We start from the raw sequence: 22,833 nt of genomic DNA on the forward strand, positions 1-22,833 counted from the left end.
GGTTAATACGACCCGTTGCCACTTGCTCACCCAGTGGACCGTAGGCGATCACCCAGGGCGAGCCCGGATACCCTCGCTTCTCGTGCCACGTCGTAACCGCCCGCAACGCCCCGACGAGCCCTCACCCATCGGTGGGCACGGTTGGGCGCGCGCCGAAAGCGCCTCGGACGGCGAGTGGCTGGTGCGCACCGTCTCCGGCAGTTCCACCACCAAGACCTACCGCTGCCCAGGCTGCGACCACGAGATCCGCCCGGGCACCCCGCACATCGTCGCCTGGCCCGCCGGCGACTACGGCTCGGTAGAAGACCGCCGCCACTGGCACCAGGGCTGCTGGACCTCCCGCCGCCGCCGAGGCCCCACCACCCGCCGCTGGTAACGCTCTGTACTGGCGGACGGGCAGGGGCGGGCGCGGGTGGGCGGGTGTGAGGGCGGGAGGGCGGGACGGATCACCGGCCGCCCGCCGCCGGAGCCGCCGGATGGACGGGCGGGCAGCGCGACCGCCAGCCGGACCCCAAGACCGCCAGCCGGACAGCGGGGCTGCCAGCTGGGGAGTGGGGGCTGCCGGCCGGGGAGTGCGGCCGCCGGACGGCAGTGGGCGGCCGGCTGGCCGGGCCGGGCGGCTGGCCGGGCCGGGCGGCTGGCCGGGCCGGGCGGCTGGATGGATGCCGGGGCGGCCGGTGGACGGTTCAGCCTGGCCCGGCTCGGCCCGGCCCGGCGGAGCCCAGTTCGGCTCGGCTGAGTCCAGCCCAGCCCGGCCAAGTCAGCCCGACCAAGCCCGACCCGGCTCAGCCCGGTTCGGCTCGGTCCGGTTCGAGCCGTGACTCGGCAGTGGTCGGGTTGGGTGGTGGCACGATGTGGCTGTGGGTGGTGATGTGCCGATCAGGGCCAACACCGTGCTGCCGGCACGCCGGGAAGCGGTGAGGTTGTCGACGGCGGATGGGCTTCGGTTGGTTGGTGAGTTGGCGTTGCCGGTCGACCGGGAGCCGTTGGCCACCGTGGTTTTGTTGCACCCGTTGCCGACGCACGGCGGGATGATGGACTCCCACCTCTACCGCAAGGCGGCTTGGCGGTTGCCCGCGCTGGCCGGCCTTGCGGTGTTGCGGTTCAACACGCGGGGCACGGCCAGTGCGGCCGGGTGCAGTGAGGGCGCGTTCGACCACGCCGTGGGCGAACGGCTCGATGTGGCTGCCGCCCTGGCGTTCGTGGCCGAGCGCGGGTTGCCCTCGGTGTGGCTCGTCGGCTGGTCGTTCGGCACCGACCTCGCACTCATGCACGGGTGCGAGCCGGTGGTCGAGGGCGCCGTGTTGATCTCACCTCCCCTGCGGTGGAGCAAGGCCGAGCACTTGCGCACCTGGGCGCGTGCGGGCAAGCCGGTGGTGTGCCTGGTGCCCGAGTTCGACACCTACCTGCCACCAGCCGAGGCCAGGCGGCGGTTCGGCGCGGAGCTCCCGACCGCGGACGTCATCGACTTCCCCGGCGCCAAGCACCTCATGGTCGGGTACACCGAAGAGGTGCTGGACGCGATCGTGTCCGCGGCCGTACCCGAGGTGCCCACGCCACTGCCGCGCACCTGGTCCGGCCCTCACGAGCAGCATCAGACGGCCATCGCGACCTCCTGACGCCGCCAGACCAGCACCGGATCCCCGGCGGCCCGGCTGTCGCCCACGTGCGCGAAGCCCAGCTTCTCCGCGACGCGCTGGGAGGGCGTGTTGCCGGGGTCGGTGATGATCGTGACCGGACGGTCCGGTCGCGCCCGGCGTGCCCAGTCGATGGCCGCGCGCGCCATCTCCGGTGCGTAGCCGCGCCCCCAGTGCCGGGGGCGGAACCGGTAGAACAGGTTCAACGTCCGCTCGCCGTCCAGCTCGTGGTGCCGCAGGCCGCCGAAGCCGATGACCTCGCCGGTCTCCGGCAGCTCCACGGCCCAGTACCCGATGCCGTCGCGCGCCCAGTGGACCTGCCACTCGGCCAGCATCTTCGCCGCCTGCTCCGCCGACGGTGGCCCCGCCGGGTTGAAGCGGTTCGTCCCCGGATCCGACAGCACCGCGATCGCCGCGCGCACGTCAGCGCGGCCGACGCGTCTGAGCAGGAGGCGGTCGGTGCGCATCTCGTCCGGTTCGGGCGTGGAGGTCATGCGACGAAGCTAGCTCCGGGGTCCGACAATTCCGGGTATGGAAACTGCTCCGCTCGTCCTCCTGCACGCCTTCCCGTTCGACTCACGGATGTGGGACGGGGTGCGTGACCTGCTGAAATCGATCACGCCCGACCAGCGGGGCGGCGATCGTTCACCCGATCTGGTGGCTGTTGCGGACGACGTGCTGCGGTTGCTCGACCAGCGCGGGATCGAACGCGCGGTGCTCGGCGGGTGCTCGATGGGCGGGTACGTGGCGATGGCCGTGCTGCGGCGCGACCCGTCCCGGGTGGCCGGGCTCGTGCTGGCCGACACGCGGGCCGGCGCCGACACGGAGGAGGCGCGGGCGAACCGGCTGACGATGGCCGCACGGGTCGAGGCGGAAGGGCTCGGCTGGGTGCCGGACACGGTCGTGAGCGGGCTGCTCGGACCGGAGCCGGACGAGGCCGTGGTCGGGCGGGTGCGTGAGCTGATCCTCGATCAGGACCCGGCGGAGGTCGTGTGGGCGCAGCGGGCGATGGCCGCGCGGCCGGATTCGACCGGGGTGCTGGCGGAGGTCGACGTGCCCGCGTTGGTGCTGGTGGGGGAGCACGACGCGCTCACGCCGCCCGCGTTGGCCCGCGAGCTGGCCGGGGTGCTGCGGCAGGGCGAGTACGTGGAGCTGCCGGGCGTCGGCCACCTGACGCCGCTGGAGGCGCCGGACGCGTTCGCCGCCGCCGTTGTGGACTGGCGACGGCGCGTCGGCGTGTGAGAGCGGTAGGGCGCCGAGGATCAGCGCTTGGTGGGTTGGGCCTTGGGGCGCGCGATCTTCTGGGTCGGGCCGTCCGGGGCCGGAGAAGGTGAAGAGGTGGGAGAGGGGGAAGGGGCGGAGGCGGGGGGCTTGGCGGCGGTGGCGCCGCCGGTGGGGGCGGCAGCCGGGGTGGGGGCGGAAGCGGGGGTGGCGGTGGCCGCCGGGGTGGGAGAAGAGGCGGGAGCGGGCGGCGCTGGGCGTTCCTCCTCCAGCGGGTCCAGGAGGGGGGTCACGTCGTGCAGGGCGGAGCTCACGGCGTGCAGCTGCTGGGACAGCCGGTTGCGGAGCTGGCGGAGGGCGTCCACCTTCTGGGTCGCCTGGGTGACGCGGCGGTTCGCTTCCTCCGTCGCCTCGCGCACCCGGCGGTTCGCCTCGTCGGTCGCCTCCTGCACGCGGGCCGTGGCCTCGCTGACGGAGTCGTGCCGACGCCGGTTGGCCTCCTCGGTCGCCTCGCGCACCAAGCGCTGCGCCTCGGCGTTCGACGCGGCCTGCTCCTGCGCGATCTGGGCACGCACGCGCGCGGCTTCCTCCGCCGCCTCGCGCAACCGCCGCTCGGCCTCGCCCTTCGACGCCGCCTCCTGCTCGGCCAGCGTCTTCATCGACTCGACCCGCCGGGCCGCCATCGCGATCTCGAAGTCCTCCTCGACCGTGGTCCGGCGCTGGAGCGACTCCTCGTCCAACCGCGCGGCCTCGGCGCGGGCCTCGCCGACCGTCCGCTCGGCCTCGGCCCGCGCCTTCTCCAGCACGCCCCGGTGCTCGGCCTCCATGTCGGCGCGCCGCTGGTCCAGCTCGGCGATCAGCTTCTCGTACCGGGTGCGCAGCACCCCGGCGTCGGCCTCGGCCTTGGCGCGGATGTGCCCGCCCTCGGCCTCGGCCCGCGCCTTGATCTCGTTCGCCTCGTCCTGCGCGAGCCGCAGCATCCGCTGCAACCGCTCGCTCAGGCCCTCCAACGTGGTCGGCGGCAGCGACAGCCGCTCCACCTGGCCGCGCAGCTCCGCGATCTCCGACCGCGCCGCCTCGAGCTGACGGGCCAGGTCGTTGGTCTGCGAGACCGCCGCGTCCCGGTCGGCCGCGAGCAGGCGCAGGTCGGAGTCGAGGCGTTCCAGGTGGTCCTCGACCTGGGCGCGGTCGTACCCGCGCTTGACGATGTCGAAGCCGGATCCCAGGGGGACGAGGTCACGGTCGTCGGCGAGGCCCATGCCGCTCACGCTACCCGCTCCCGATGCGCGGCGGTCACCCGAGCGCCGCACATCAGGGGTGATTTCGCTTTAGACGCCCCGGAAACGGTTGATCGCGTCCAGGTGGGTGGCCCGCAGCTCGTGGTCGCGCACGCCGAGGCCCTCCTCCGGCGCCAACGTCAGCACGCCCACCTTGCCCTGGTGGGCGTTGCGGTGCACGTCGTACGCGGCCTGCCCGGTGTCCTCCATGGAGTACACCTTGGACAGTGTCGGGTGGATCTTCCCCTTGGCGACCAACCGGTTGGCCTCCCAGGCCTCCCGGTAGTTCGCGAAGTGCGAGCCGACGATCCGCTTGAGGTGCATCCACAGGTACCGGTTGTCGTACTGGTGCATGTACCCGCTGGTGGACGCGCACGTCACGATCGTGCCGCCCTTGCGCGTCACGTAGACCGACGCGCCGAACGTCTCCCGGCCGGGGTGCTCGAACACGATGTCCGGGTCGTCGCCGCCGGTCAGCTCGCGGATCTTCGCGCCGAGCCGCTTCCACTCGCGCGGGTCCTGCTCGTGCTCGTCCTTCCAGAACCGGTAGCCCTCGGCGCTGCGGTCGATGATCAGCTCCGCGCCCATCCGGCGGCAGATCTCCGCCTTCTCCGGCGACGACACCACGCACACCGGGGTGGCGCCGCCGTTGAGCGCGAACTGGGTCGCGTAGGAGCCGAGGCCGCCGGACGCGCCCCAGATCAGCACGGTGTCGCCCTGCTTCATGTTCGCGCCGTTGGTGGACACGAGCTGCCGGTAGGCGGTGGAGTTCACCAGGCCGGGTGACGCCGCCTCCTCCCACGTCAGGTGGGCGGGCATCGGCATCAGCTGGTTGGCCTTGACCAGCGCGATCTCGGCGAGGCCGCCGTAGTTGGTCTCGAAGCCCCAGATGCGCTGCTCGGGGTCGAGCATGGTGTCGCTGTGCCCGTCGTGGTGCTCCAGCTGCACGTCGAGGCAGTGCGCGACGACCCGGTCACCGGGCTTCCAGGCGTTCACGCCCGGTCCGGTGCGCAGCACCACGCCCGCGAGGTCGGAGCCGACCACGTGGAACGGCTGGTCGTGCCTGCCGCCGTACTTCTTCAGGAACGCGAACGTCGACAGCGGCTCGAAGATCGAGGTCCACACGGTGTTGTAGTTGATGGCGCTCGCCATCACGGCCACCAGCGCCTCGCCGGGGCCGAGCTCCGGGGTGGCGACCTCGTCGACGTGCAGCGACTTGCGCGGGTCCTTGTCCTTGGTGGCCAAGCCCTCGAACATCTTGACCTCGTCGGCGTGCACCGTCACGCCCCGGTAGCTCTCCGGTACGTCCAGTGATCCGATCGCGTCCAGTTCGTCCGCGAGGATCGCGTCGAGGATCTTCTGCACGGCGTTCCCTCCCAATGGGGGCTTCGGGATGGTCGGGTGTGGCGGGCTCTATGAGGTCCACGCAGGTGGCCGGAGGTTACCCACGGGTAACCGATTCAGAACCGGCGCTGTGAGCCACCGCACTGGCATTTCCCCCGATCGGTCGGTCTTGACCGGGCGGCCAATCAAGCGGAGCATCGAAGCCGTCCGATTGATGAGGACGGAGGTACGAGTCATGGCTAAGGCGTGGACCAGGTGGCAGGACTGGGCCGAGGTCGTCATCGGCGTCCTGGTGCTGCTCTCGCCCCTGGTGGTGGAGACGACCACCGGGGCCATGTGGACGATGATCGTGCTCGGCGCACTGATCGCCATCGACGGCCTCGCGTCGCTCGCGATGCCCGGGATGGTGTACGGCGAGTGGTTCCAGATGGTCCTCGGCGCGCTGCTGTTCATCTCCCCGTGGGTGATGGGCTACAGCGACCTGATGGCGGCGTCCTGGATCTCGTGGGTCGGCGGCGCGCTGACCGTCGCGGCGGGCGCCATGGCGGTCCCGCTGGCGAACGCCGCCCACGGCGGCCGGATCGCCGGCACCGCCTGAGAGTGACGACACCCCGGGCCCGCGGCTGGTCGCCGTGGGCCCGGACCAACGGGAAAGGGCGCAGGCATTGGCAGAGGACTCGTCGGCCCGGGAACGGATCCTGCAAGCGGCCGAGGAGTTGTTCGCCGAGTCGGGTTTCGACGCGACGCCGACCTCGCGCATCGCCGAACGGGCCGCCGTGCCCAAAGGGCTCGTGCACTACTACTTCCGCCGCAAGACCGACCTGCTGGCGGCGCTCGTGCAGCGCCTGCCGGACGGCAACGTCGACGCGCGCCGGGTCGTGGTCGTCGGCGACATCGCGGAGAGCCTGCGCAGGCTGGTCGCCGCGCTGGACGCCCGGCTCGACTCCTCGCCGCTGCTCAGCCACCTGCTGTGGCGCGAGGCGGACACGCACAAGGCGGTCCGCGACGCGCTGCACGAGCGCTACCGGTCGGTGGTGCGGCAGATCCGCAACGTCATCGTGGCGGCCGGTGGCGCGGCGGTGGCGGCGAAGGACGTCGACAGCGCCTCCGCGCTGCTCGGCCTCGCGGTCAGCTACCGGCACTCGGTGGCCCGCCACGCGCCGGACGACGACCGGATGGAACTGGAGCTGACGTTCGTGGCCGCCGCCCTGGAACGCCCGTAGCCGGCGACTCCGGAACGCGCCAGGCGGGCGGCTTAGTGGGTCGGCGCGGGCTCGACGAGCTCCACCAGCACGCCGCCCGCGTCCTTGGGGTGCACGAAGTTGACCCGGCTGTCGGACGTGCCGCGCCGCGCCGCCTCGTACAGCAGCCGCAAGCCCTTGCCGCGCAGCGCCTCCGCCGCCGCGTCCACATCGGACACCCGGTAGGCCAGCTGCTGCAGCCCCGGCCCGGACCGGCCGATGAACTTCGCGATGGTCGACTCCGGCGTCAGCGGCGCGAGCAGCTGCACGGCGGTGCCCGTGCCGTCGTCGCCCGGCGCGCGCAGCATCGCCTCGCGCACGCCCTGCTCCTCGTTGACCTCCTCGTGCGCGACCTCGAGGCCGAAGTGCTCGCGGTGGAACGCGATCGCGGCGTCGAGGTCCGGCACGGCGATGCCGACGTGGTCGATGGCTGTGACGAAACCGCGCAGTTCTTCCATGGCCGGATAGGCTAGTGGCCGAATCGGTGCAGGTCGCCCTGTGCGACGCCTCACAGGGCTACCCTGCGGTAACCGTGGGTATCGTGGCCAGTTAACAACCGCTTACACCCGCTGTGGAGGCCGCTGTGTCCGGTTCCGTCATCGTCGCCGGGGCCCGTACCCCGATGGGGCGACTGCTCGGATCGTTGAAGGACTTCTCCGGCGCCCAGCTCGGTGGCGTCGCGATCAAGGCGGCCCTGGAACGGGCCGGAGTCGCGCCCGAGCAGGTGCAGTACGTGATCATGGGGCAGGTGCTGACCGGTGGCGCGGGGCAGATCCCGGCCCGCCAGGCCGCGGTGAACGCGGGCATCCCCATGACCGTGCCCGCGCTGACGATCAACAAGGTGTGCCTGTCCGGCATCGACGCGATCGCGCTGGCCGACCAACTGATCCGCGCCGGCGAGTTCGACGTCGTGGTGGCGGGCGGTCAGGAGTCGATGACCCAGGCGCCGCACCTGCTGCCCAAGTCGCGCGGCGGGTTCAAGTACGGCGACGTCACGATGATCGACCACATGGCGCACGACGGCCTGTTCTGCGCGTTCGACCAGGTCGCGATGGGCGCCTCCACGGAGAAGTTCAACGCCCGCTACGGCCTGACCCGCGAGGAGCAGGACGCGTTCTCGGCCCGGTCGCACCAGCTGGCCGCCAAGGCCGCGGCGAACGGCGTCTTCGCCGAGGAGATCGCGCCCGTCTCCATCCCGCAGCGCAAGGGCGACCCGGTGCTGGTCGCCACCGACGAGGGCGTGCGCGCCGACACCACCGCGGAGACGCTGGCCAAGCTGCGCCCGGCGTTCGCCTCCGACGGCACGATCACCGCGGGCTCGGCGTCGCAGATCTCCGACGGCGCGGCGGCCGTGGTCGTGATGAGCAAGGCCAAGGCCGAGGAGCTGGGCCTGACCTGGCTGGCCGAGATCGGCGCGCACGGCGTCGTGGCGGGCCCGGACGCCAGCCTGCACGAGCAGCCCGCGAACGCGATCAAGGCCGCGTGCGCGAAGGAGGGCATCGACCCGGCCGACCTGGACCTGGTCGAGATCAACGAGGCGTTCGCCGCGGTCGGCCTGGTCTCCACCCGCGAGCTGGGCGTGCCCGAGGACAAGGTCAACGTCAACGGCGGCGCGATCGCGCTCGGCCACCCGATCGGCATGTCGGGCGCCCGCATCGCGCTGCACCTCGCGCTGGAGCTGAAGCGGCGCGGCGGCGGGGTCGGCGCGGCGGCCCTGTGCGGCGGCGGCGGGCAGGGCGACGCCCTGATCGTCCGCGTGCCCAAGGGCCCCGCTGCCTAGGATCTGCAGGAGTGGCCCGAACCGTTGACGTAGCCGAGCTGGTCGACCGCGCGCGCGAAGGGCAGCCGCGCGCGGTCGCCAGGCTGATCTCGCTCGTCGAGGACGGCGGCCCGCAGCTGCGCGAGGTGGCGGGCGCACTGGCGCCGTTCTGCGGCAACGCGCAGGTCATCGGGTTGACGGGCGCGCCGGGCGTCGGCAAGTCCACGTCGACGTCCGCGCTGGTCGCGGCCTACCGCCGGCGTGGCAAGCGGGTCGGGGTGCTGGCCGTGGACCCGTCGTCGCCGTTCTCCGGCGGCGCGCTGCTCGGCGACCGGGTGCGGATGGGCGAGCACGCCACCGACCCCTGCGTGTTCATCCGGTCCATGGCCACCCGCGGCCACCTGGGCGGGCTGTCCTGGGCCACGCCGCAGGCGTTGCGCGTGCTCGACGCGGCGGGCTGCGACGTGGTGCTGGTCGAGACGGTCGGCGTCGGCCAGTCCGAGGTCGAGGTGGTGTCGCTGGCCGACACCACGGTGGTGCTGCTCGCGCCCGGCATGGGTGACGGCGTGCAGGCCGCGAAGGCGGGCATCCTGGAGATCGCCGACGTGTTCGTGGTCAACAAGGCCGACCGCGACGGCGCCGACCAGACCGCGCGCGACCTCAAGCACATGATCTCGCTGGGCCGCCGGGAGCGGGAAGGCGGGCTGTGGCGGCCTCCCGTGGTGAAGACGGTCGCCTCCCGCGCCGAAGGGCTGGACGAGGTCGTGGACGCGGTCGAGGCGCACCACGCCTGGCTCGTCGAACGCGGTGAGCTGGCACGACGCCGCGCGAACAGGGCCGCGGGCGAGATCGAGGCCATCGCGCTGGAGCGGCTGCGTTCCCGGATCGGCGGATTGCGCGGCGCGTCCGCCCTCGAAACCCTGGCCAAACGGGTCGTGGCGGGTGAGCTGGACCCCTACGCTGCGGCTGACCGACTGGTCGAGGGGGTGGGGGCATGACGACGCCGGTGGTGGTGGACATCGGCACGCGGGACACCCGTCGGGTGATCATCGGCGGGGTGGTCGCCGGTGGGCTCGGGGTGCTTGCACTCGTCGGCGCGGTGAGCGCCTACGCCGACGGCGAGGGCGTCGGCGGGACGATCGCGCTGGTCATCGGGCTCGCGTTCACGGGCATCGCGCTGGGCGCGGTGCTCAACTGGAAGAAGATCTCCCGGCCGCGCAAGCTCGTCTTCGAGGCCCCGGGCGTGCGGTGGGACGACCCGCAAGGCGCGCCGTGGGCCGTGGCGTGGCACGAGCTGGGCGCGGTGCGGATCTCGCGGACGCGGGAACGGGTCGTTAACCCGGCCGACGCCGTGCTGCGCAAGACCATGGTCAGGCTGGACCTGCTGCCCGCCGACCACCAGGCTTTCCGGGACCGGCACGCCGACATGGCGCACCTGGCCCGCGAGGACGGCGCCTACCGGCTGCCGCTGGGCGACGCGGCCGCGTTGGTCCCGGTGGTCGAGCGCGCCGTGCTCGGGTTCGCACCGCACCTGTACCGAGGGGTGCAGGACGAGGGTTTCACTGTGGGGTTGTCGTGAGAGAGATCGAGATTCCCTTCGGCAACCAGGCCGAACGACGTGCCGGGCTGGCGGTCCAGCTCGGCTTCACGCTGTTCGGCGTGCTGCTGATGTTCCTGTCGTACTCCGACGGCCACCTGGCCGCGATGTTCGTCGGGCCGGTGGTCGTGCTCGGCGGCCTGATCGGCGGCGGCGTCTGGCGGGGGAAGGCCCGGCTGCGCCGGCTGGTCGTCGAGCCGCAGGGCCTGCGCTGGGTGGAGAAGGGCAAGACGTGGGCCGTGCCCTGGTACGAGCTGGCCGGGGTGTCGCTGTCCTACGACGCCAAGCCCAAGCCCGCGCTGTGGCTGCACCTCGCGCCGAACGACCCGAGGGCCTTCGCCGCCACGTACCGCAGCGTGCCGACGACCCCGTTCGGCCACTGGGTCCAGCTGCCCGACGACACCGGCAACGACCTGCTCGACCTGGCGCTCAAGCGGCACGCGCCCCAGCTGTACCGGGGGTACGTGACCCACTTCAGCGTCGGTCGGGGCGCTGTGGTGTGACCGAACGGGCGGTCGCCGCCAGGTGCGCCTCGTGCTGGGACACCGCCTTGCGCCACAGCGGTTCGCGGTCGGCCTCGGCGAGGACCAGGCCGTAGACGTCGGCCAGGGCGGTGAACCAGTCGGCCCGGTCCTCCAGCACGGTCTTGGTGGTCGTCTCCTCGATCCGGGACAGGGTCAACGCGCGCAGCACGTCCCAGCCCTCGGCGTCGGTCCGCAGCACGCCGAACGTGCGCACGAACCCCGACTCCGGCGACGTGGACAGGTGCACGTGCCGGTCGGTGAAGTGGTCGAGGCCGACCGCGTCCGGCGCGAAGTGCATGGCGTGGAAGCTCCCGCGCACGTCGTGCCCGAACCGCCACGCGCCCGGCGCCGCCGTCGACGGCCCCAGCTCGAACGCGAACGGGCCCTGGCGGTGGACGCCCGCCCGCAGCGGCAGCGGCGAGTGCAGCCCGTCGCCCAGCCCGGCGTCCACCAGCCAGACGTCGTCCGAGTCCGGCAGGTCGCGGACGGTGAGCGCGAGGTGGCTGCGGCAGATCACCGGCTCGTCGTCCGCCGTCATCTGCACGCCGCCGGGATGCCGGGTCACGTGGTAGCCGAGCGCGCTCAGCAGCTCGGCGAACGCGCCGTTGAGCTGGAAGCAGTACCCGCCGCGGCCCGCCAGCACGCGGGCCGCCGAGTCGAGCGGGTCCAGCGAGGTCACGCGACCGAGCTGGATCTCCACCGTCTCGTACGGCACCCGTTCGGCGAACGCCCGGTGCAGCCGGGTCAACGCCGCCACGCCCGGGGGCTCGGCCTCGCGCAGACCGAGGCGGCGCAGCAGCGCGGTTACGTCGAGTGATGGCATCTGGAAATCCCCCATCCGGGTGGGATGCGTGGAAGCCGGGACTTCCGACTCTAGGCAACGACGATCACAGCGCCGAACGTTTATCCCAGCGACTGGGGCGTGACGAAGAGGTGCGATGTACGACTCCGCTGGACTTCAGGTCCTGTCCCGCGAGGAATGCCTGGAGCTGCTCGGCACGGCCGCCATCGGCCGCCTCGTCTACACCCACATGGCCTTGCCGGTGGTGCACCCCGTCGTGTTCGTGCTCGACGGGGAGTGCGTCGTGCTGCGCGTGCCGGACGGCAGCGCCACCCTCGTCGCCCGGGACACCATCGTCGCGTTCCAGATCGACGACGTCGCGCCCGACCTGTCGCACGGCTGGTCGGTGATGGCGGTCGGGCACGTCACCGAGGTCGAGGAGCAGGTGCGGCTGGCCCGGCTGCGGCAGCTGCCGCTGGCCTCGCGCGGGGTCGGCGGCGGCGACCACTACCTGGTCGTCGACCTGGAGGTGCTGTCGGGCCGTCGCATCCCGTAGCCGGAGGCGTTAACCTCGAAACCTCCGACCCGGAGGGTGGTCTCGGGTGGCCGGATCCCCGGACGCGAACGCCGCGACGCGGCTGGACGGCCTGCTGCGCGAGCTGACCGACCGCACCACCGAGGTGGTCGTCTCGCAGGAGCGGCTGCACCGGCTGCTGGCCGCGGTCGTCTCGCTGGCCAGCGACCTGTCGCTGCCGGACGTGCTGCGCCGCGTCGTGGAGTCCTCGTGCGACCTGGTCGGCGCCCGGTACGGCGCGCTGGCCGTGATCGGGCCGAACCGGCAGCTGCTGGAGTTCACCTACGACGACGGCCACCACAACACCGACTACGAGAAGACCGGGTCCGAGGCGACGACGTTCGACCCGTCCGGTCCCGGCTTCCTCGGCGTGCCGGTGCACGTGCGCGGCTCGGTGTTCGGCAACCTCTACCTCAGCGACAAGGCCGACGGCGCCGACTTCACCCGCGCCGACCGCGAGCTCGTGGTGGCGGTGGCCGCGGCGGCGGGCATCGCGATCGAGAACGCCCGGCTCTACGCGCAGTCGCAGCAGCGGGAGGTGTGGCTGCGCGCGTCGAACGAGGTGACGAACGCGCTGCTCACCGGCACACCGGACCGGGACGCGCTGCGCCTGGTCGCGGTGCGCGCCCGGCTGGCCGCCGACGGCGTGAACGCGCTGCTGGCGCTGCCCGACGTGCAGGGTGAGCTGGCCGCGCGGGTGGTGGACGGCGAGATGCGGGGGTTCAGCGCGATCGGCGAGGGCGGCCCGGCCCACGAGGTGTTCGAGACCGGCAAGGCCAAGGTGCTCGACGGGCTGCCCGGCCAGCGCCGGATCGGGCCGGTGGTGTTCGTGCCGCTGGCCGCCGGGCAACGGGTGCTCGGCGTGCTGATGGTGGCGCGTGCGCGCGAGCAGCGGGCGTTCGACGCCTCCGACGTGGCGCTGGTCGAGTCGTTCGCCCGGCAGGCCGCGCTGATCCTGGAGTTCACCAGGGCCACCGGCGCGGGACGGCGGCTGGCCGTGCTGGAGGACCGGGACCGGATCGCCCGCGACCTGCACGACCTGGTCGTGCAGCGGCTGTTCGGGCTCGGCCTGGGCTTGCAGAGCATGAACGGGCTGGTGGAGCAGCCGATGGTGGCCCAGCGGCTGGCGGACTTCGTCAGCGAGGTCGACCAGACCATCCGGGAGATCCGGCGCACCATCTTCTCGCTCCAGGAGCCGCCCGCCGGCGCGGCCGACCTGCGCGCCCAGCTGATGAAGGTGGTGCAGGAGTCGGCCCGGCTGCTCGGCTTCGAGCCGTCGCTGGCGATGGACGGCCCGATCGACTCGGTGGTGCCCGACCACGTGCGGCCGGACCTGCTGGCCACGTTGCGCGAGGCGCTGGCCAACGCGGCGCGGCACGCGTCGGCGAAGAACGTCGAGGTCGAGGTGGTGGTCGACCGGGCGGCGACGAACCTGCGGCTGGTCGTGCGCGACGACGGCGAAGGCCTGCCGCGCGGCCGGGGCGGGCACACCGGCGGCCTGGTGAACATGGCGGCGCGCGCCGCGAGGTGGGACGGTTCGTGCGAGGTCGAGTCGGCCGAGGGCCGGGGTGTAACGCTGACGTGGTCCGTCCCGTTGGTATCGGTGTAGGGAGGGTCCATGTCCATCTCGGTGCTTCTGGTGGACGACCACGAGATCGTCCGGCGCGGACTGCAGCAGCTGCTCGCGGTCGAGTCGGACATCGAGGTGGTCGGTGAGGCGGAGAGCGCCGCCGCGGCCGTGTCCGCCGCCGCGTTCCACCGCCCCGACGTGGCCGTGATCGACGTGCGGCTGCCCGACGGCGACGGCGTGACCGTGTGCCGGGAGATCCGCTCGACGGTCCAGCCGCCGCCCGCGTGCCTGATGCTGACCTCGTACTCCGACGACGAGGCGCTGTTCGGCGCGATCATGGCGGGCGCGGCCGGGTACATGCTCAAGCAGGTCTCCGGCAACGACCTGGTGTCCGCGATCCGCACGCTGGCCGGTGGCGGCTCGCTGCTGCACTCGGGCGTGACCGCGACCGTGCTGCAACGGCTGCGCGGCGGACCGGTCGAGGACCCGCGCTACGCGGCGTTGAGCCCGCAGGAGCGGCGGATCCTCGACCTGATCGCCGAGGGCCTGACCAACCGGCAGATCGCGAACCGGCTGTTCCTGGCCGAGAAGACGGTCAAGAACTACGTCTCCTCGCTGTTGCACAAGCTCGGCTTCGACCGCCGGACCGAGGCCGGTGTCTACGCCGCGCGCCGGCGGCAGGCCGGCGGGATCTAGCCCCTACAGCGGCCAGCCGACCAGCGGGCGCGTGCTCGCGGCGGCGGGCGCGGTCGGGTCGGGCAGGGGCGTTCCCGGGCAGGTCAGGTCGGCCGCCGGCACCCTGCCGTCCACGATGAACGCCTCCACGACCTCGTCCACGCACGGGTTGCCGAAGGCGTAGACGCCGTGGTCGCCCTCGTCGGTCACGGTGAGCATCCGTGAGCCCTCGAACCCGCGATGCGCGCGTTGGGCGCCTTCCACCGGCGTGGCCGGGTCGCGCACCGACTGCACCATGAGCACCGGCGGCACGCCCTTGCCGGTCGGCTTCTTCAGCTCCAGCGGCGGACGGTCCCAGAACGCGCACGGCGCGAGCCGCTGGTAGAAGCCGTTGAGCGGGTACCGCTCGCCCAGCCGTTCGGCTTCCCGCGCCAACGTGGTCCGGTTGTGCCGGAACTTCGTGTCGTTGCACGTGACGGAGTACAGCGTGGCGCTGGGCGCGTCCGGGTACCGGGCCACGAGCGCCGTCGTGCCGGTCCGCGTGGCCTGCCCGAACGTCACCAGGGCCTGCGCCGCGTCCGCGAACAGCAGCTTGCTGTACTGGGCCCGGGTCAGCACCAGGTCGAGCGCGAAGCCGTCGACCACGGTCCCGTCCGGCAGCGTGAGCGGGTCGGCGGCGAGCTTCGCGCGGGTCGCCTCGTAGGTACGGCGCACCTGCTCGGCGGTCGTGCCCAGGTGGTAGGCGCTGTCGTAGCGGGCCACCCAGGGCAGGAAGTCGGTCCGGAACCGGCGTTCGACGGCGTGGCCGAAGTTGTCGAAGATGTCCTGGAACGTCGAGGTGAAGTCCGGGTTGGAGTCGAGCACGACCTTGTCGACCCGGTCGGGGAAGTAGGTGGCGTAGTACGCGCCCAGCCAGCTGCCGCCCGAGTAGCCGACCCAGTTGACCTTCTCCCGGCCCAGCAGGCGGCGCAGCAGGTCGAGGTCGTGGACGGTCTGCTCGGTGTTGACCACCTTGCCGAACTCGCCGGACCGGGTCTGGCACGCGGTGGCCTGCAGCTGCGCGGCGTCGTAGAGCAGGTCGGTGTTGGCGCGGCTCCGGTCGCGCGGGTCGGCGACCCCGACCCAGCTGTACCCGCCGCAGGTGACGTTCGTGCTCGCGCCCGTGCCGCGCGGGTCGATGCCGATCACGTCGAGGTCGGCCACCAGCTTGGCGCGCTGCACGTAGAGCAGGGGCAGGCCGCGTCCGGGGCCGCCCGGACCACCCGGGTTGGTCAGCACGACGCCCTTCGCCTGGCCGGAGCGCGCCTTGAGCCGGCTCACCGCGATGGTGATCGTGCGGCCGTCGTCCGGCGTGCGCCAGTCGAACGGCGCCCGGAACGTGCCGCACTCCAGCCCGTCGAGCTCGGCGCACGGCGACCAGGTGATGGTCTGGTCCGGTCCCGGCTCCGCCTGCGCGTACGTCGGCAGGGCCGCCCCGATCAGCGCCGCGGTCACGGCGATGGCGGTTCTCGCTCGCATGGATGTCCCCCTCCGTCGAGGGCTCCACCCCATCGCGCACGTAGGCTGGGGGACAACCGCAGAAAGGCCCTGTTCGGCTCTACGAAAGACTTAGGCCACTCGGGCTCGGAGGAAAGTAAGGTCGCTGGAGTGGGGATTTTCCGGAGGAAGCGGCCTGCCGCGATCGCCCGTGAAGTGGTGCGGGACCACACCTACGACGACGCGATCCTGGACATCGCGGCGGAGGAGATGGACGCGGGCCACCTGAGGGCGGCGACCACGGTGCTCGCGGAGTGCCGGGACGACCCCGAGGTGAGGGCGCTGCGGGTCGAGGTGCTCGGCGAGCACGCCATCGGCCACGCCGACGAGCTGCTGGAGCTGGCGAAGAACAACACCGACCCGGACCTGTGGCTGCTGGCCGGCACGGCGTTCATCCGGGAGGCGTGGGCGATCCGCGGCTCGGGGCGGGCCGACAGCGTCGGCAAGGACCGGTTCAAGGTCTTCTTCGGGACCCTCCGCAAGGCCGTCGGCCCGCTGCACGAGGCCGCGAAGCTCCTGCCGCGCGACGCCGTGCCGTGGGCGCAGCTGCAGACCGCGGGCCTCGGGTTGCAGGTCGACCGGGACCAGAAGGACGAGGTGTGGCGGGAGATCGTGGCGCGGTGCGCGTCGCTGTACCCGGCGCACTGGACGCGGTTGCAGATCCTGGCGTCGAAGTGGGGCGGGTCGGCGGAGGAGATGATGGCGTTCGCGCAGGGCAGCGTCGACGCCGCGCCGCCCGGCGACCCGGTGGTGGCCATGCTGCCGCTGGCGCACTTCGAGATCTTCCTGGAGCAGTTCGAGGACGCCGTGCAGGCGCGGTCGGCGTTGAAGATCGCGACGCTGAAGATGCGCTACTTCACCCGGCACCGCGACGAGATCGCCACGGCGGCCGACAAGTGGGACTCGACCCCGACCAAGCCCCACCCGCGCGCGTTGCAGGCCCACAACCTGTTCGCGGCGGCGTTCGCCCTGGCCGACGACGCGCCCCGGGCGAAGCGCCACCTGCTCGGCATGCGCGACCACGTGCACGACGTGCCCTGGGCGTACGTCGCCTACCTGGCCGACGACCTGGAGAAGGAGTACTCGGAGCTGGCCAACAAGTACCTGTGAGCAGCTCACTCGCCCTTCTTCCGGGCCACTTTCGGCGGGGGTCCACCCACCCGAGCCTGCTCAACGCAGTCCGCCGGCGGGCGGTCTCCACGCGCCCGTGTGGAACTCGACCGGAGACCGGTCGTCCGGGCGGCTGCGGTGGCATTACTTCGGTCCGACGCCCTTGAGGTAGCGCAGGACCGCGGTGACGCGCCGGTCGGCCCGGTCATCAGGTGCGAGGTCGAGCTTCGCGAAGATGCTGCGGATGTGCTTGTGCACCCCACCTTCGGTGATGACGAGCCGCTCGGCGATTGCGGCGTTGCCCAATCCCTCGGCCATGAGCGCGAGCACGTCCCGCTCCCGGGGGCTCAACCGTCCCAGCGCGCTGGTGTGCGGGTTGCGTGCCAGCAGTTGCCCCACCACCTCGGGGTCCACAGCAGTGCCACCGCCCGCCACCCGGTGCAGCGCGCTCAGGAACTCCTCGACCCGTCCCACCCGCTCCTTCAGCAGGTAACCGAGCCGGTCGGCACCGGCGGCGAGCAACTCCGTGGCGAACGCCTGCTCCACGTACGCCGAGAGCACGAGCACCGCGAGGCCGGGCCGGAGGCGCCGCGCCTCGACGGCGGCCACGATCCCCTCGTCGGTGTGGGTGGGCGGCATCCGCACGTCGACGATGGCCACGTCCGGCTCGTGCTCGACCACCGCGGCCAGGAACGATCCCGGCGTGTCGGTGGTGGCCACCACGTCGAGCGACTCGGCGCGCAGCAGCAGCGCCAACCCCTCGCGCAGCAGCGGGTCGTCCTCCGCGATCACGATCCGCACGGCAGCTCCACCTCCAGCTTCGTAGGCCCGCCGGGCGGGCTGTCCAGGGTGAGCCGCCCGTCGTACGCCTCGACCCGCCGGCGGATGCCGGACAGGCCCGACCCGACGCGCTCGTCCGCACCGCCCCGGCCGTCGTCGCAGATCCGCAGCAGCAGCCGATCACCCTCGCGGCGCACCGCCAGCACGGCGCTCTCGGCGCCGCTGTGCTTGGCCACGTTGGAAAGGGCTTCGGCCACCACGAAGTAAGCGGTGGCCTCGACCGAGGCCGCGCACCGGCCCGGCACGTCCACCACCACGTCACACGGCACGCCGCAGCTCACCGCGAGACCGGCCAGCGCATCGGCGAGCCCGCGGTCGGCCAACACCGGGGGCAGGATGCCGCGGACCACCGCGCGCAGCTCGGCGAGCGCCTGTTCGGCGGCGTCCTGCGCCCGGCCCAGCACGGCACCGGCCGCGGCCGGGTCCCGGTCCACGGCCCGCCTCGCGGCGCCGAGCAGCACGGTCACCGCGACCAGCCGGTTCTGCGTGCCGTCGTGCAGCGACCGCTCGATGCGGCGCAGCTCGACGGCGTGCGCGTCGAGAGCGGCGGCTCGGGTGGCGGTCAGCTCGGCGACCCGCAGCGACAGGTCCGCGCCTGCCGGCGGCGCCAACAGGTGCCGGCCCGGCCACTCCTGCGCCCGGACGAGCGCCGGCCCGAGCCCGACGATGAAGGCTGCGCAGAACACGCCGGTCAGCGCCACGGCCAGCGCGCCGCCGAGGTCGGTGACGGCCCAGAAGATGAGGCTGGGGGTGTTGTCCTCGGGCGGCAGCAGGTGGTACCAGAACGGGTACGTCGCGTTCTGCAGCGCCGTGGCCGGCATCGCGAGACCGAGGAACCCGGCCGCCAGGCCGATGGTGGCGTGCAGCGGCAGCCAGGCCAGCTCACGGCGCACGGTCACGTCCCGCAGCGCGTCGCGCACCCCACGCGGCACCGGGCCGGGGACGAGGACGTCGAGCCGGGCTCGTTCCCGGTTCGCGGCCGCTCGCAGCACACGCAGGGCAGCGGGCAGCAGGAGAACGCCCACACCGACGCAGCACAACACCGCGACCACGCCGAGCCAGACCAGGGCGGCCAACGCGAGCAGCGCCGTGCCGAAGCCGCCGACCAAGCGCGCGACAGCGTCGAACGACGCCCGCAGGCGCTTCCACACCTGTGCCATGCCACCCCCGGCCGAACCTTAACCGATCAACACAACCCTGTGGAGCACGCGAATCGACCTGCCGTCCTGGCTTGTCCATCCGAACGACGGCCTCGGGGCGCCACCACCACCTCGGTTGTCCAGCAGGCTGGATTGTCCACGTGGGCGCAGGTGAGCAGCCTGGATCCAACCGGTCGTCGCAGGACCGACGTCTTCCGAGCCCAGGAGTTGTCTGCCTTGTTCGTGTTCTCCTTCCACAAAGATCGCCCCTCCTCCTCGCGATATCGCCGTGCGGCCGCCATGACGGCGGCGGTAGCGGTCACCGCGGGTGCTTTCGCGTTCGCCGGCCCGATCCCGGCGGCCCACACCGAACCCCACACCGAACCCCGCGACGCCATCCAGCAGGGCATGGACAAGCTCGTCGGTGTCGACCGGCACCCCGCAGCGCTGGCCTCCGTCCGGGACCGGCACGGTCGGACCCGCCACTACACCGCCGGGGTCGGCGACCTGCGGACCGGTGGAAAGGTGCCGACGAACGGCAGGGTGCGGATCGGCAGCGCGAGCAAGATGTTCGCCTCCGTCGTGGTGCTGCAGCTCGTCGGGGAGGGCAGGGTGGAGCTCGACGCGTCGATCGAGACGTACCTGCCCGGCCTGGTGCGGGGCAAGGGCATCGACGCCGACCAGATCACGGTCCGCCGACTGCTCCAGCACGACAGCGGCCTGCCCGACTACACCGACTCGATGTTCAAGACCAAGGCCGACTTCCTCCCCTACCAGCACGTCTACCTCGAACCTCGCCAACTCCTCGACCTGGCGAACGCCAGGGAGGACGGGCGTCCCGCCGGCGGTGGTTGGTCCTACAGCAACACGAACTACCTCCTGGCCGGCCTGATCGCCCAGCGGGTCACCGGCCGCCCGTTCGACGAGCTGGTCACCACCCGGGTCATCCAGCGGATCGGCCTGCGCGACACGTACGCGCCCGAAGTCGGCGAGGAGGACATCCGCGGCCGGCACCCCAGGGGTTACCAGCGTGATCCGGCGACCGACGAGCTGGTCGACTTCACGCGGATGGACCCGAGCTGGGGCTGGGCGGCCGGCGACCTGGTCTCCACCCCGGGCGACCTCAACACCTTCCTGCGCGCGCTGCTGGACGGGAAGCTGCTCGAACCGGCCCAGCTGGCGCAGCTGCGCACCACCATCCCGACGGATCCGGAGTCAGGCCAGGGATACGGGCTCGGCGTGTTCAGCACGCCGTTGAGCTGCGGAGGGGTCGCATGGGGCCATGGCGGTGACATCCCGGGCTACTCGACCGTCAACGCGGCCACCGACGACGGTCGCGCGGCGACCGTCGTGGTCACCTCGCTCACCGGGTCGGTGAAGGACGAGTCCGTCGCCGCGGACCGGGGCGCACTCGTCGACGCCGCACTGTGCGCGAACTGACGCCCAGCCGTTCCCCCGACCTCCGCCGGGCATCGACGGGGTAGTGCCAGCTGTACCGGAAGTGTGCAGCACAGGGGATCGTGAGGCGCCGAGGCCGTCACGACACTGGGCGAGTCAATGCAGAACATCCAGTGGGGAGTGTCCCTTGTCGAAGGATCTCAGCCGTCCGACCGAGAACCGCCCGGGCCGCGGCCGGCGTCGTGTGGTCGCCGCGGCGGTGGCGGCGGTGGCGGTCGCCGGGCTCGCGGTGACGAACGTGGCGTCGGCGGGCGCGTTGGACGGCAGGTCGAAGCCGGGGCACGACAAGGCGTTGCAGGCGGGCATGGAAGCGCTGGTCGCCGACGGGTCCCTGCCCGGGATGCTCATGTCGGTGCGGGACCGGAACGGGCGGGTGACGAACTACACCGCCGGGGTGGGTGACATCCGAACGAAGTCGAAGGTGCCGACGGACGGTTACGTCCGGATCGCCAGCATCACGAAGATGTTCACCGCTGTGGCGACCCTGCAGTTGGCAGACGAGGGCAAGCTCGCGCTGGACGACACGGTGGAGAAGTTCCTGCCGGGCGTGGTGCGGGGCACCGGCGACGGTGCGGCGATCGACGGTCGGACGATCACGATCAGGCAACTGCTGAACCACACCAGCGGGATGCCCACCGGGATCCCCTTCATGGCCGACGGGATCCTGCCGGTCAAGGACCGCTACTTCGAGACCCGGGAGATGCTGGACGCGGCGCTGACCCAAGCACCGACGTTCGCGCCGGGGCAGGACAGGGTGTGGGCGTACAGCAATGTCGGCTACATGCTGCTGGGCCTGGTGGCTCAGAAAGCGGCGGGACGCCCCTTCGCCGAGGTGGTCACGAACAAGATCATCGATCGGATCGGGCTGAAGGAGACGTACTACCCGGGTCCGGGCGACCGCGACATCCGTGCCCCGCACCCCCGGGGTTACCTGTTCGCCGAGGACGACAAGGGCGAGCCGATCGCCGGCGAGCTGATCGACATCACCCGGTTCGACCCGTCGATCGCCGGTGCCGCGGGGCAGATGATCGCCACCCCGAGTGACCTGAACAAGTTCCTGGTGGCCCTGCAGGACGGTCGACTGCTCACGCCCGGCCGGCTGGCGGAGATGCGTCAGGCGGTGGAAGCACCCGGCCTCTTCGAGGGTTGGCGCTACGGTCTGGGCGTCATCGAGATGAAGCTCAGCTGCGGGATCACCGCGTACGGCCACGGCGGCGACGCCGACGGCTTCCAGACCCGCGCCGCCATCACGCCCGACGGCCGGGCGGTCGCCGTCGCCGGGACGAACGACGAAGTCAAGCAGTACGAAGTCATCGCCCTCTTCGACAAGGCCCTGTGCGCCACGAAGTAGAGCCCTGCGCACTTGCCCCGATCACTGGCCGGTGCGGTGGATGGACCACCGCACCGGCCAGTGGGGCGGAGGACACGAGAACCCCGCGTTCGACTGGCCGCGCCGTGACGACACCCGAGGCGCCACTCCCACCTCGAACAAGATCCGTCCATCCTCGCGCGACCCCGAGCACCTGTGACGCGGGGTGACCGGGTGCCGCGCCCGGTCACCGGCGAGGCGTCAGCAGCGCTGCTTGTAGAAGTACTGCGAGTTGGCTTCCATGTCCGCCTTGGTCAACGCGACCAGGTCCGTCTCGATGTCGCGCTGCACCGGCCGGCCCTCCAGCGCCGCCACGGCCTGCTCGACGCCGGTCCGGCCGATGGTCGCCGGGTCCTGGGCGATCAGGGCCTGCACCGCGCCTCCCCGCAGGTCCTCCACCTGCTTGGGCGAGGCGTCGAACCCGACCAGGTTCACCGCGCCGGTCCTGCCCGCGTTGCGCAACCCGGTCGCCGCGCCCTCGCCCGTGTTCAGGTTCGTCGCGAACACCCCGATCAGGTCCGGGTTGGCCGACAGGGTGGCGGTCACCTTCGACGCCGCCTGGTCCGGCTCGTTGTCGGTGTACTGCTGACCCACGTACTCCAGGTTCGGGTACTTCTTGATCTCCTCCTCGAACCCGGCGGCCCGCGCGTCCGTGGTCGACGTGCCCGCCTTGGTGTTGAGCACCAGCACCGAGCCGGGCTTGCCGCCGACCAGCCCGGCCAACGTCCGCGCGGCCAGCCGCCCGCCCTGCTCGTTGTCCGACGAGATCGTGGCGGAGGCGATCGACGTGTCCTCCAGCTTGGTGTCGACCTCCACGACCTTGATGCCGGCGTCCTTGAGCTGCCGCATCGGCCCGGCCATGGCCTTGTCGTCGGTCGGCGCGATGAGCACCGCGCCCGGCTTGTTCGCCAGCACGCCGGTCACGATCGGGGTCTGCTGGGTGGCGTCGAACTTCGCCGGCGCCTGCACGTCGACCGCGTAGCCCGCCGCCGAGGCGGCCTCCCGGAAACCGCACTCCATCGAGATGTAGAACGGCTCCGCGGCCACGCCGGGGATCAGCACCATCTTCTTCGCGTCACCCGTGCCGCCGGTGTCGCCGATCTGCCCACCACCACCGCAAGCGGTGAGCAACAAAGCTGCGCATAGCATTGAGACGAGAGCAACCGTCTGTCGTCTGATTC

At 72.2% G+C, this 22,833-nt stretch carries 24 protein-coding genes; 15 read left to right on the plus strand and 9 right to left on the minus strand.

All coding sequences use genetic code 11. From position 1 onward, the window contains the following. Positions 1 to 82 precede the first annotated feature (82 nt). Positions 83 to 376 (plus strand): Rv1322 family protein, encoded by a 294-nt coding sequence (locus tag AB0I91_RS14250; RefSeq protein WP_498775045.1) that lies wholly within the window; start codon positions 83 to 85, stop codon positions 374 to 376. Between the two features lie 484 nt (positions 377 to 860). Then, the gene (locus AB0I91_RS14255) at positions 861 to 1,619 is read left to right on the plus strand and encodes an alpha/beta hydrolase (RefSeq protein WP_498775043.1); all 759 of its coding nucleotides are present in this window, start codon (positions 861 to 863) and stop codon (positions 1,617 to 1,619) included. Here the strand turns inward: AB0I91_RS14255 and AB0I91_RS14260 are convergent. Further along, a complete protein-coding gene (locus AB0I91_RS14260) occupies positions 1,595 to 2,131 on the minus strand; it encodes a GNAT family N-acetyltransferase (RefSeq protein WP_499607158.1) in 537 nt (178 codons plus the stop codon). The two genes, AB0I91_RS14255 and AB0I91_RS14260, sit on opposite strands and share 25 nt — an antisense overlap. Positions 2,132 to 2,168: 37 nt before the next feature. Here AB0I91_RS14260 and AB0I91_RS14265 point away from each other — a divergent pair, with 37 nt between their 5' ends. Beyond that, a complete protein-coding gene (locus AB0I91_RS14265; protein ID WP_499637082.1) occupies positions 2,169 to 2,879 on the plus strand; it encodes an alpha/beta fold hydrolase in 711 nt (236 codons plus the stop codon). A 20-nt stretch (positions 2,880 to 2,899) separates the two neighbouring features. Here the strand turns inward: AB0I91_RS14265 and AB0I91_RS14270 are convergent, their stop codons facing one another. Together AB0I91_RS14270 and ccrA are read right to left on the minus strand one after the other, a co-directional pair. Then, positions 2,900 to 4,117 (minus strand): chromosome segregation protein, encoded by a 1,218-nt coding sequence (locus AB0I91_RS14270; protein WP_499637084.1) that lies wholly within the window; start codon positions 4,115 to 4,117, stop codon positions 2,900 to 2,902. Positions 4,118 to 4,186: 69 nt separating this feature from the next. Beyond that, on the minus strand, positions 4,187 to 5,500 hold the full coding sequence (ccrA, locus tag AB0I91_RS14275; protein ID WP_498775035.1) for a crotonyl-CoA carboxylase/reductase: 1,314 nt from the start codon (positions 5,498 to 5,500) through the stop codon (positions 4,187 to 4,189). A 214-nt stretch (positions 5,501 to 5,714) separates the two neighbouring features. Here ccrA and AB0I91_RS14280 point away from each other — a divergent pair, with 214 nt between their 5' ends. Beyond that, complete coding sequence (locus AB0I91_RS14280; protein ID WP_498775033.1) at positions 5,715 to 6,077, plus strand: SPW repeat protein; 363 nt, start codon at positions 5,715 to 5,717, stop codon at positions 6,075 to 6,077. A gap of 67 nt (positions 6,078 to 6,144) precedes the next feature. Next, on the plus strand, positions 6,145 to 6,702 hold the full coding sequence (locus AB0I91_RS14285) for a TetR/AcrR family transcriptional regulator (protein WP_498775031.1): 558 nt from the start codon (positions 6,145 to 6,147) through the stop codon (positions 6,700 to 6,702). 32 nt (positions 6,703 to 6,734) lie between these two features. Here the strand turns inward: AB0I91_RS14285 and mce are convergent, their stop codons facing one another. After that, complete coding sequence (mce, locus tag AB0I91_RS14290; RefSeq protein WP_498775029.1) at positions 6,735 to 7,178, minus strand: methylmalonyl-CoA epimerase; 444 nt, start codon at positions 7,176 to 7,178, stop codon at positions 6,735 to 6,737. Positions 7,179 to 7,303: 125 nt separating this feature from the next. Between mce and AB0I91_RS14295 the strand changes: the two genes are divergently transcribed. Genes AB0I91_RS14295 through AB0I91_RS14310 form a run of 4 tightly spaced genes read left to right on the plus strand, consistent with a single transcriptional unit; the run spans position 7,304 to position 10,579 of the window. Further along, positions 7,304 to 8,500, plus strand: a complete 1,197-nt coding sequence (locus tag AB0I91_RS14295) for an acetyl-CoA C-acetyltransferase (RefSeq protein WP_498775027.1) — start codon at positions 7,304 to 7,306, stop codon at positions 8,498 to 8,500. Between the two features lie 11 nt (positions 8,501 to 8,511). Next, entirely contained in the window at positions 8,512 to 9,477 is a 966-nt protein-coding gene (gene meaB, locus AB0I91_RS14300) for a methylmalonyl Co-A mutase-associated GTPase MeaB (RefSeq protein ID WP_498775025.1), read from the plus strand. After that, positions 9,474 to 10,058, plus strand: coding sequence for a hypothetical protein (locus tag AB0I91_RS14305; RefSeq protein ID WP_498775023.1), 585 nt, complete (start codon positions 9,474 to 9,476; stop codon positions 10,056 to 10,058). Before meaB ends, AB0I91_RS14305 begins: the two co-directional genes overlap by 4 nt. Continuing rightward, positions 10,055 to 10,579, plus strand: a complete 525-nt coding sequence (locus tag AB0I91_RS14310) for a hypothetical protein (protein ID WP_498775021.1) — start codon at positions 10,055 to 10,057, stop codon at positions 10,577 to 10,579. Before AB0I91_RS14305 ends, AB0I91_RS14310 begins: the two co-directional genes overlap by 4 nt. Here AB0I91_RS14310 and AB0I91_RS14315 read toward each other — a convergent pair. Then, positions 10,551 to 11,423 (minus strand): arylamine N-acetyltransferase family protein, encoded by an 873-nt coding sequence (locus tag AB0I91_RS14315; RefSeq protein WP_499607144.1) that lies wholly within the window; start codon positions 11,421 to 11,423, stop codon positions 10,551 to 10,553. The genes AB0I91_RS14310 and AB0I91_RS14315 overlap by 29 nt on opposite strands. A 115-nt stretch (positions 11,424 to 11,538) precedes the next feature. Between AB0I91_RS14315 and AB0I91_RS14320 the strand changes: the two genes are divergently transcribed. The 3 genes from AB0I91_RS14320 to AB0I91_RS14330 are packed head-to-tail and all read left to right on the plus strand — an operon-like array spanning position 11,539 to position 14,221. Then, positions 11,539 to 11,937, plus strand: coding sequence for a pyridoxamine 5'-phosphate oxidase family protein (locus tag AB0I91_RS14320; RefSeq protein WP_498775017.1), 399 nt, complete (start codon positions 11,539 to 11,541; stop codon positions 11,935 to 11,937). Between the two features lie 46 nt (positions 11,938 to 11,983). Beyond that, positions 11,984 to 13,564, plus strand: coding sequence for a sensor histidine kinase (locus tag AB0I91_RS14325; protein ID WP_498775015.1), 1,581 nt, complete (start codon positions 11,984 to 11,986; stop codon positions 13,562 to 13,564). A gap of 9 nt (positions 13,565 to 13,573) precedes the next feature. Beyond that, positions 13,574 to 14,221: a response regulator gene (locus tag AB0I91_RS14330; RefSeq protein ID WP_498775013.1), complete on the plus strand. Its 648-nt coding sequence runs from the start codon at positions 13,574 to 13,576 to the stop codon at positions 14,219 to 14,221. Positions 14,222 to 14,224: 3 nt separating this feature from the next. Here AB0I91_RS14330 and AB0I91_RS14335 read toward each other — a convergent pair whose 3' ends face one another. Then, the gene (locus AB0I91_RS14335) at positions 14,225 to 15,718 is read right to left on the minus strand and encodes an alpha/beta fold hydrolase (protein WP_499637086.1); all 1,494 of its coding nucleotides are present in this window, start codon (positions 15,716 to 15,718) and stop codon (positions 14,225 to 14,227) included. Between the two features lie 129 nt (positions 15,719 to 15,847). Between AB0I91_RS14335 and AB0I91_RS14340 the strand changes: the two genes are divergently transcribed. Further along, a complete protein-coding gene (locus AB0I91_RS14340; RefSeq protein ID WP_498775009.1) occupies positions 15,848 to 16,846 on the plus strand; it encodes a hypothetical protein in 999 nt (332 codons plus the stop codon). 144 nt (positions 16,847 to 16,990) lie between these two features. Here the strand turns inward: AB0I91_RS14340 and AB0I91_RS14345 are convergent, their stop codons facing one another. After that, a complete protein-coding gene (locus AB0I91_RS14345; RefSeq protein WP_498775007.1) occupies positions 16,991 to 17,647 on the minus strand; it encodes a response regulator in 657 nt (218 codons plus the stop codon). Next, positions 17,635 to 18,846, minus strand: a complete 1,212-nt coding sequence (locus AB0I91_RS14350; RefSeq protein ID WP_498775005.1) for a sensor histidine kinase — start codon at positions 18,844 to 18,846, stop codon at positions 17,635 to 17,637. The genes AB0I91_RS14345 and AB0I91_RS14350 overlap by 13 nt, the downstream gene beginning before the upstream one ends. 279 nt (positions 18,847 to 19,125) lie before the next feature. Between AB0I91_RS14350 and AB0I91_RS14355 the strand changes: the two genes are divergently transcribed. Together AB0I91_RS14355 and AB0I91_RS14360 are read left to right on the plus strand one after the other, a co-directional pair. Next, positions 19,126 to 20,265, plus strand: a complete 1,140-nt coding sequence (locus AB0I91_RS14355; protein ID WP_499637088.1) for a serine hydrolase domain-containing protein — start codon at positions 19,126 to 19,128, stop codon at positions 20,263 to 20,265. A gap of 145 nt (positions 20,266 to 20,410) precedes the next feature. Continuing rightward, positions 20,411 to 21,634 carry a serine hydrolase domain-containing protein gene (locus tag AB0I91_RS14360; protein WP_499637090.1) on the plus strand — a complete coding sequence of 408 codons (1,224 nt, stop codon included), beginning with the start codon at positions 20,411 to 20,413 and terminating at the stop codon, positions 21,632 to 21,634. A gap of 219 nt (positions 21,635 to 21,853) precedes the next feature. Here the strand turns inward: AB0I91_RS14360 and AB0I91_RS14365 are convergent, their stop codons facing one another. Then, entirely contained in the window at positions 21,854 to 22,801 is a 948-nt protein-coding gene (locus AB0I91_RS14365; protein ID WP_499607132.1) for an ABC transporter substrate-binding protein, read from the minus strand. Positions 22,802 to 22,833: the final 32 nt, after the last annotated feature.

Source organism: Actinosynnema sp. NPDC049800, assembly GCF_040656635.1.
GTDB lineage: Bacteria > Actinomycetota > Actinomycetes > Mycobacteriales > Pseudonocardiaceae > Actinosynnema.

Coding starts and splice junctions, on each gene's coding strand:
- AB0I91_RS14320 (WP_498775017.1), top strand. CDS start 11,539: ATGTACGACTCCGCTGGACTTCAGGTCCTGTCCCGCGAGGAATGCCTG.
- AB0I91_RS14315 (WP_499607144.1), bottom strand. CDS start 11,423: ATGCCATCACTCGACGTAACCGCGCTGCTGCGCCGCCTCGGTCTGCGC.
- AB0I91_RS14270 (WP_499637084.1), bottom strand. CDS start 4,117: ATGGGCCTCGCCGACGACCGTGACCTCGTCCCCCTGGGATCCGGCTTC.
- AB0I91_RS14365 (WP_499607132.1), bottom strand. CDS start 22,801: ATGCTATGCGCAGCTTTGTTGCTCACCGCTTGCGGTGGTGGTGGGCAG.
- AB0I91_RS14350 (WP_498775005.1), bottom strand. CDS start 18,846: ATGGCACAGGTGTGGAAGCGCCTGCGGGCGTCGTTCGACGCTGTCGCG.
- AB0I91_RS14260 (WP_499607158.1), bottom strand. CDS start 2,131: ATGACCTCCACGCCCGAACCGGACGAGATGCGCACCGACCGCCTCCTG.
- AB0I91_RS14355 (WP_499637088.1), top strand. CDS start 19,126: ATGACGGCGGCGGTAGCGGTCACCGCGGGTGCTTTCGCGTTCGCCGGC.
- AB0I91_RS14335 (WP_499637086.1), bottom strand. CDS start 15,718: ATGCGAGCGAGAACCGCCATCGCCGTGACCGCGGCGCTGATCGGGGCG.
- AB0I91_RS14305 (WP_498775023.1), top strand. CDS start 9,474: ATGACGACGCCGGTGGTGGTGGACATCGGCACGCGGGACACCCGTCGG.
- AB0I91_RS14280 (WP_498775033.1), top strand. CDS start 5,715: ATGGCTAAGGCGTGGACCAGGTGGCAGGACTGGGCCGAGGTCGTCATC.
- AB0I91_RS14330 (WP_498775013.1), top strand. CDS start 13,574: ATGTCCATCTCGGTGCTTCTGGTGGACGACCACGAGATCGTCCGGCGC.
- AB0I91_RS14265 (WP_499637082.1), top strand. CDS start 2,169: ATGGAAACTGCTCCGCTCGTCCTCCTGCACGCCTTCCCGTTCGACTCA.
- mce (WP_498775029.1), bottom strand. CDS start 7,178: ATGGAAGAACTGCGCGGTTTCGTCACAGCCATCGACCACGTCGGCATC.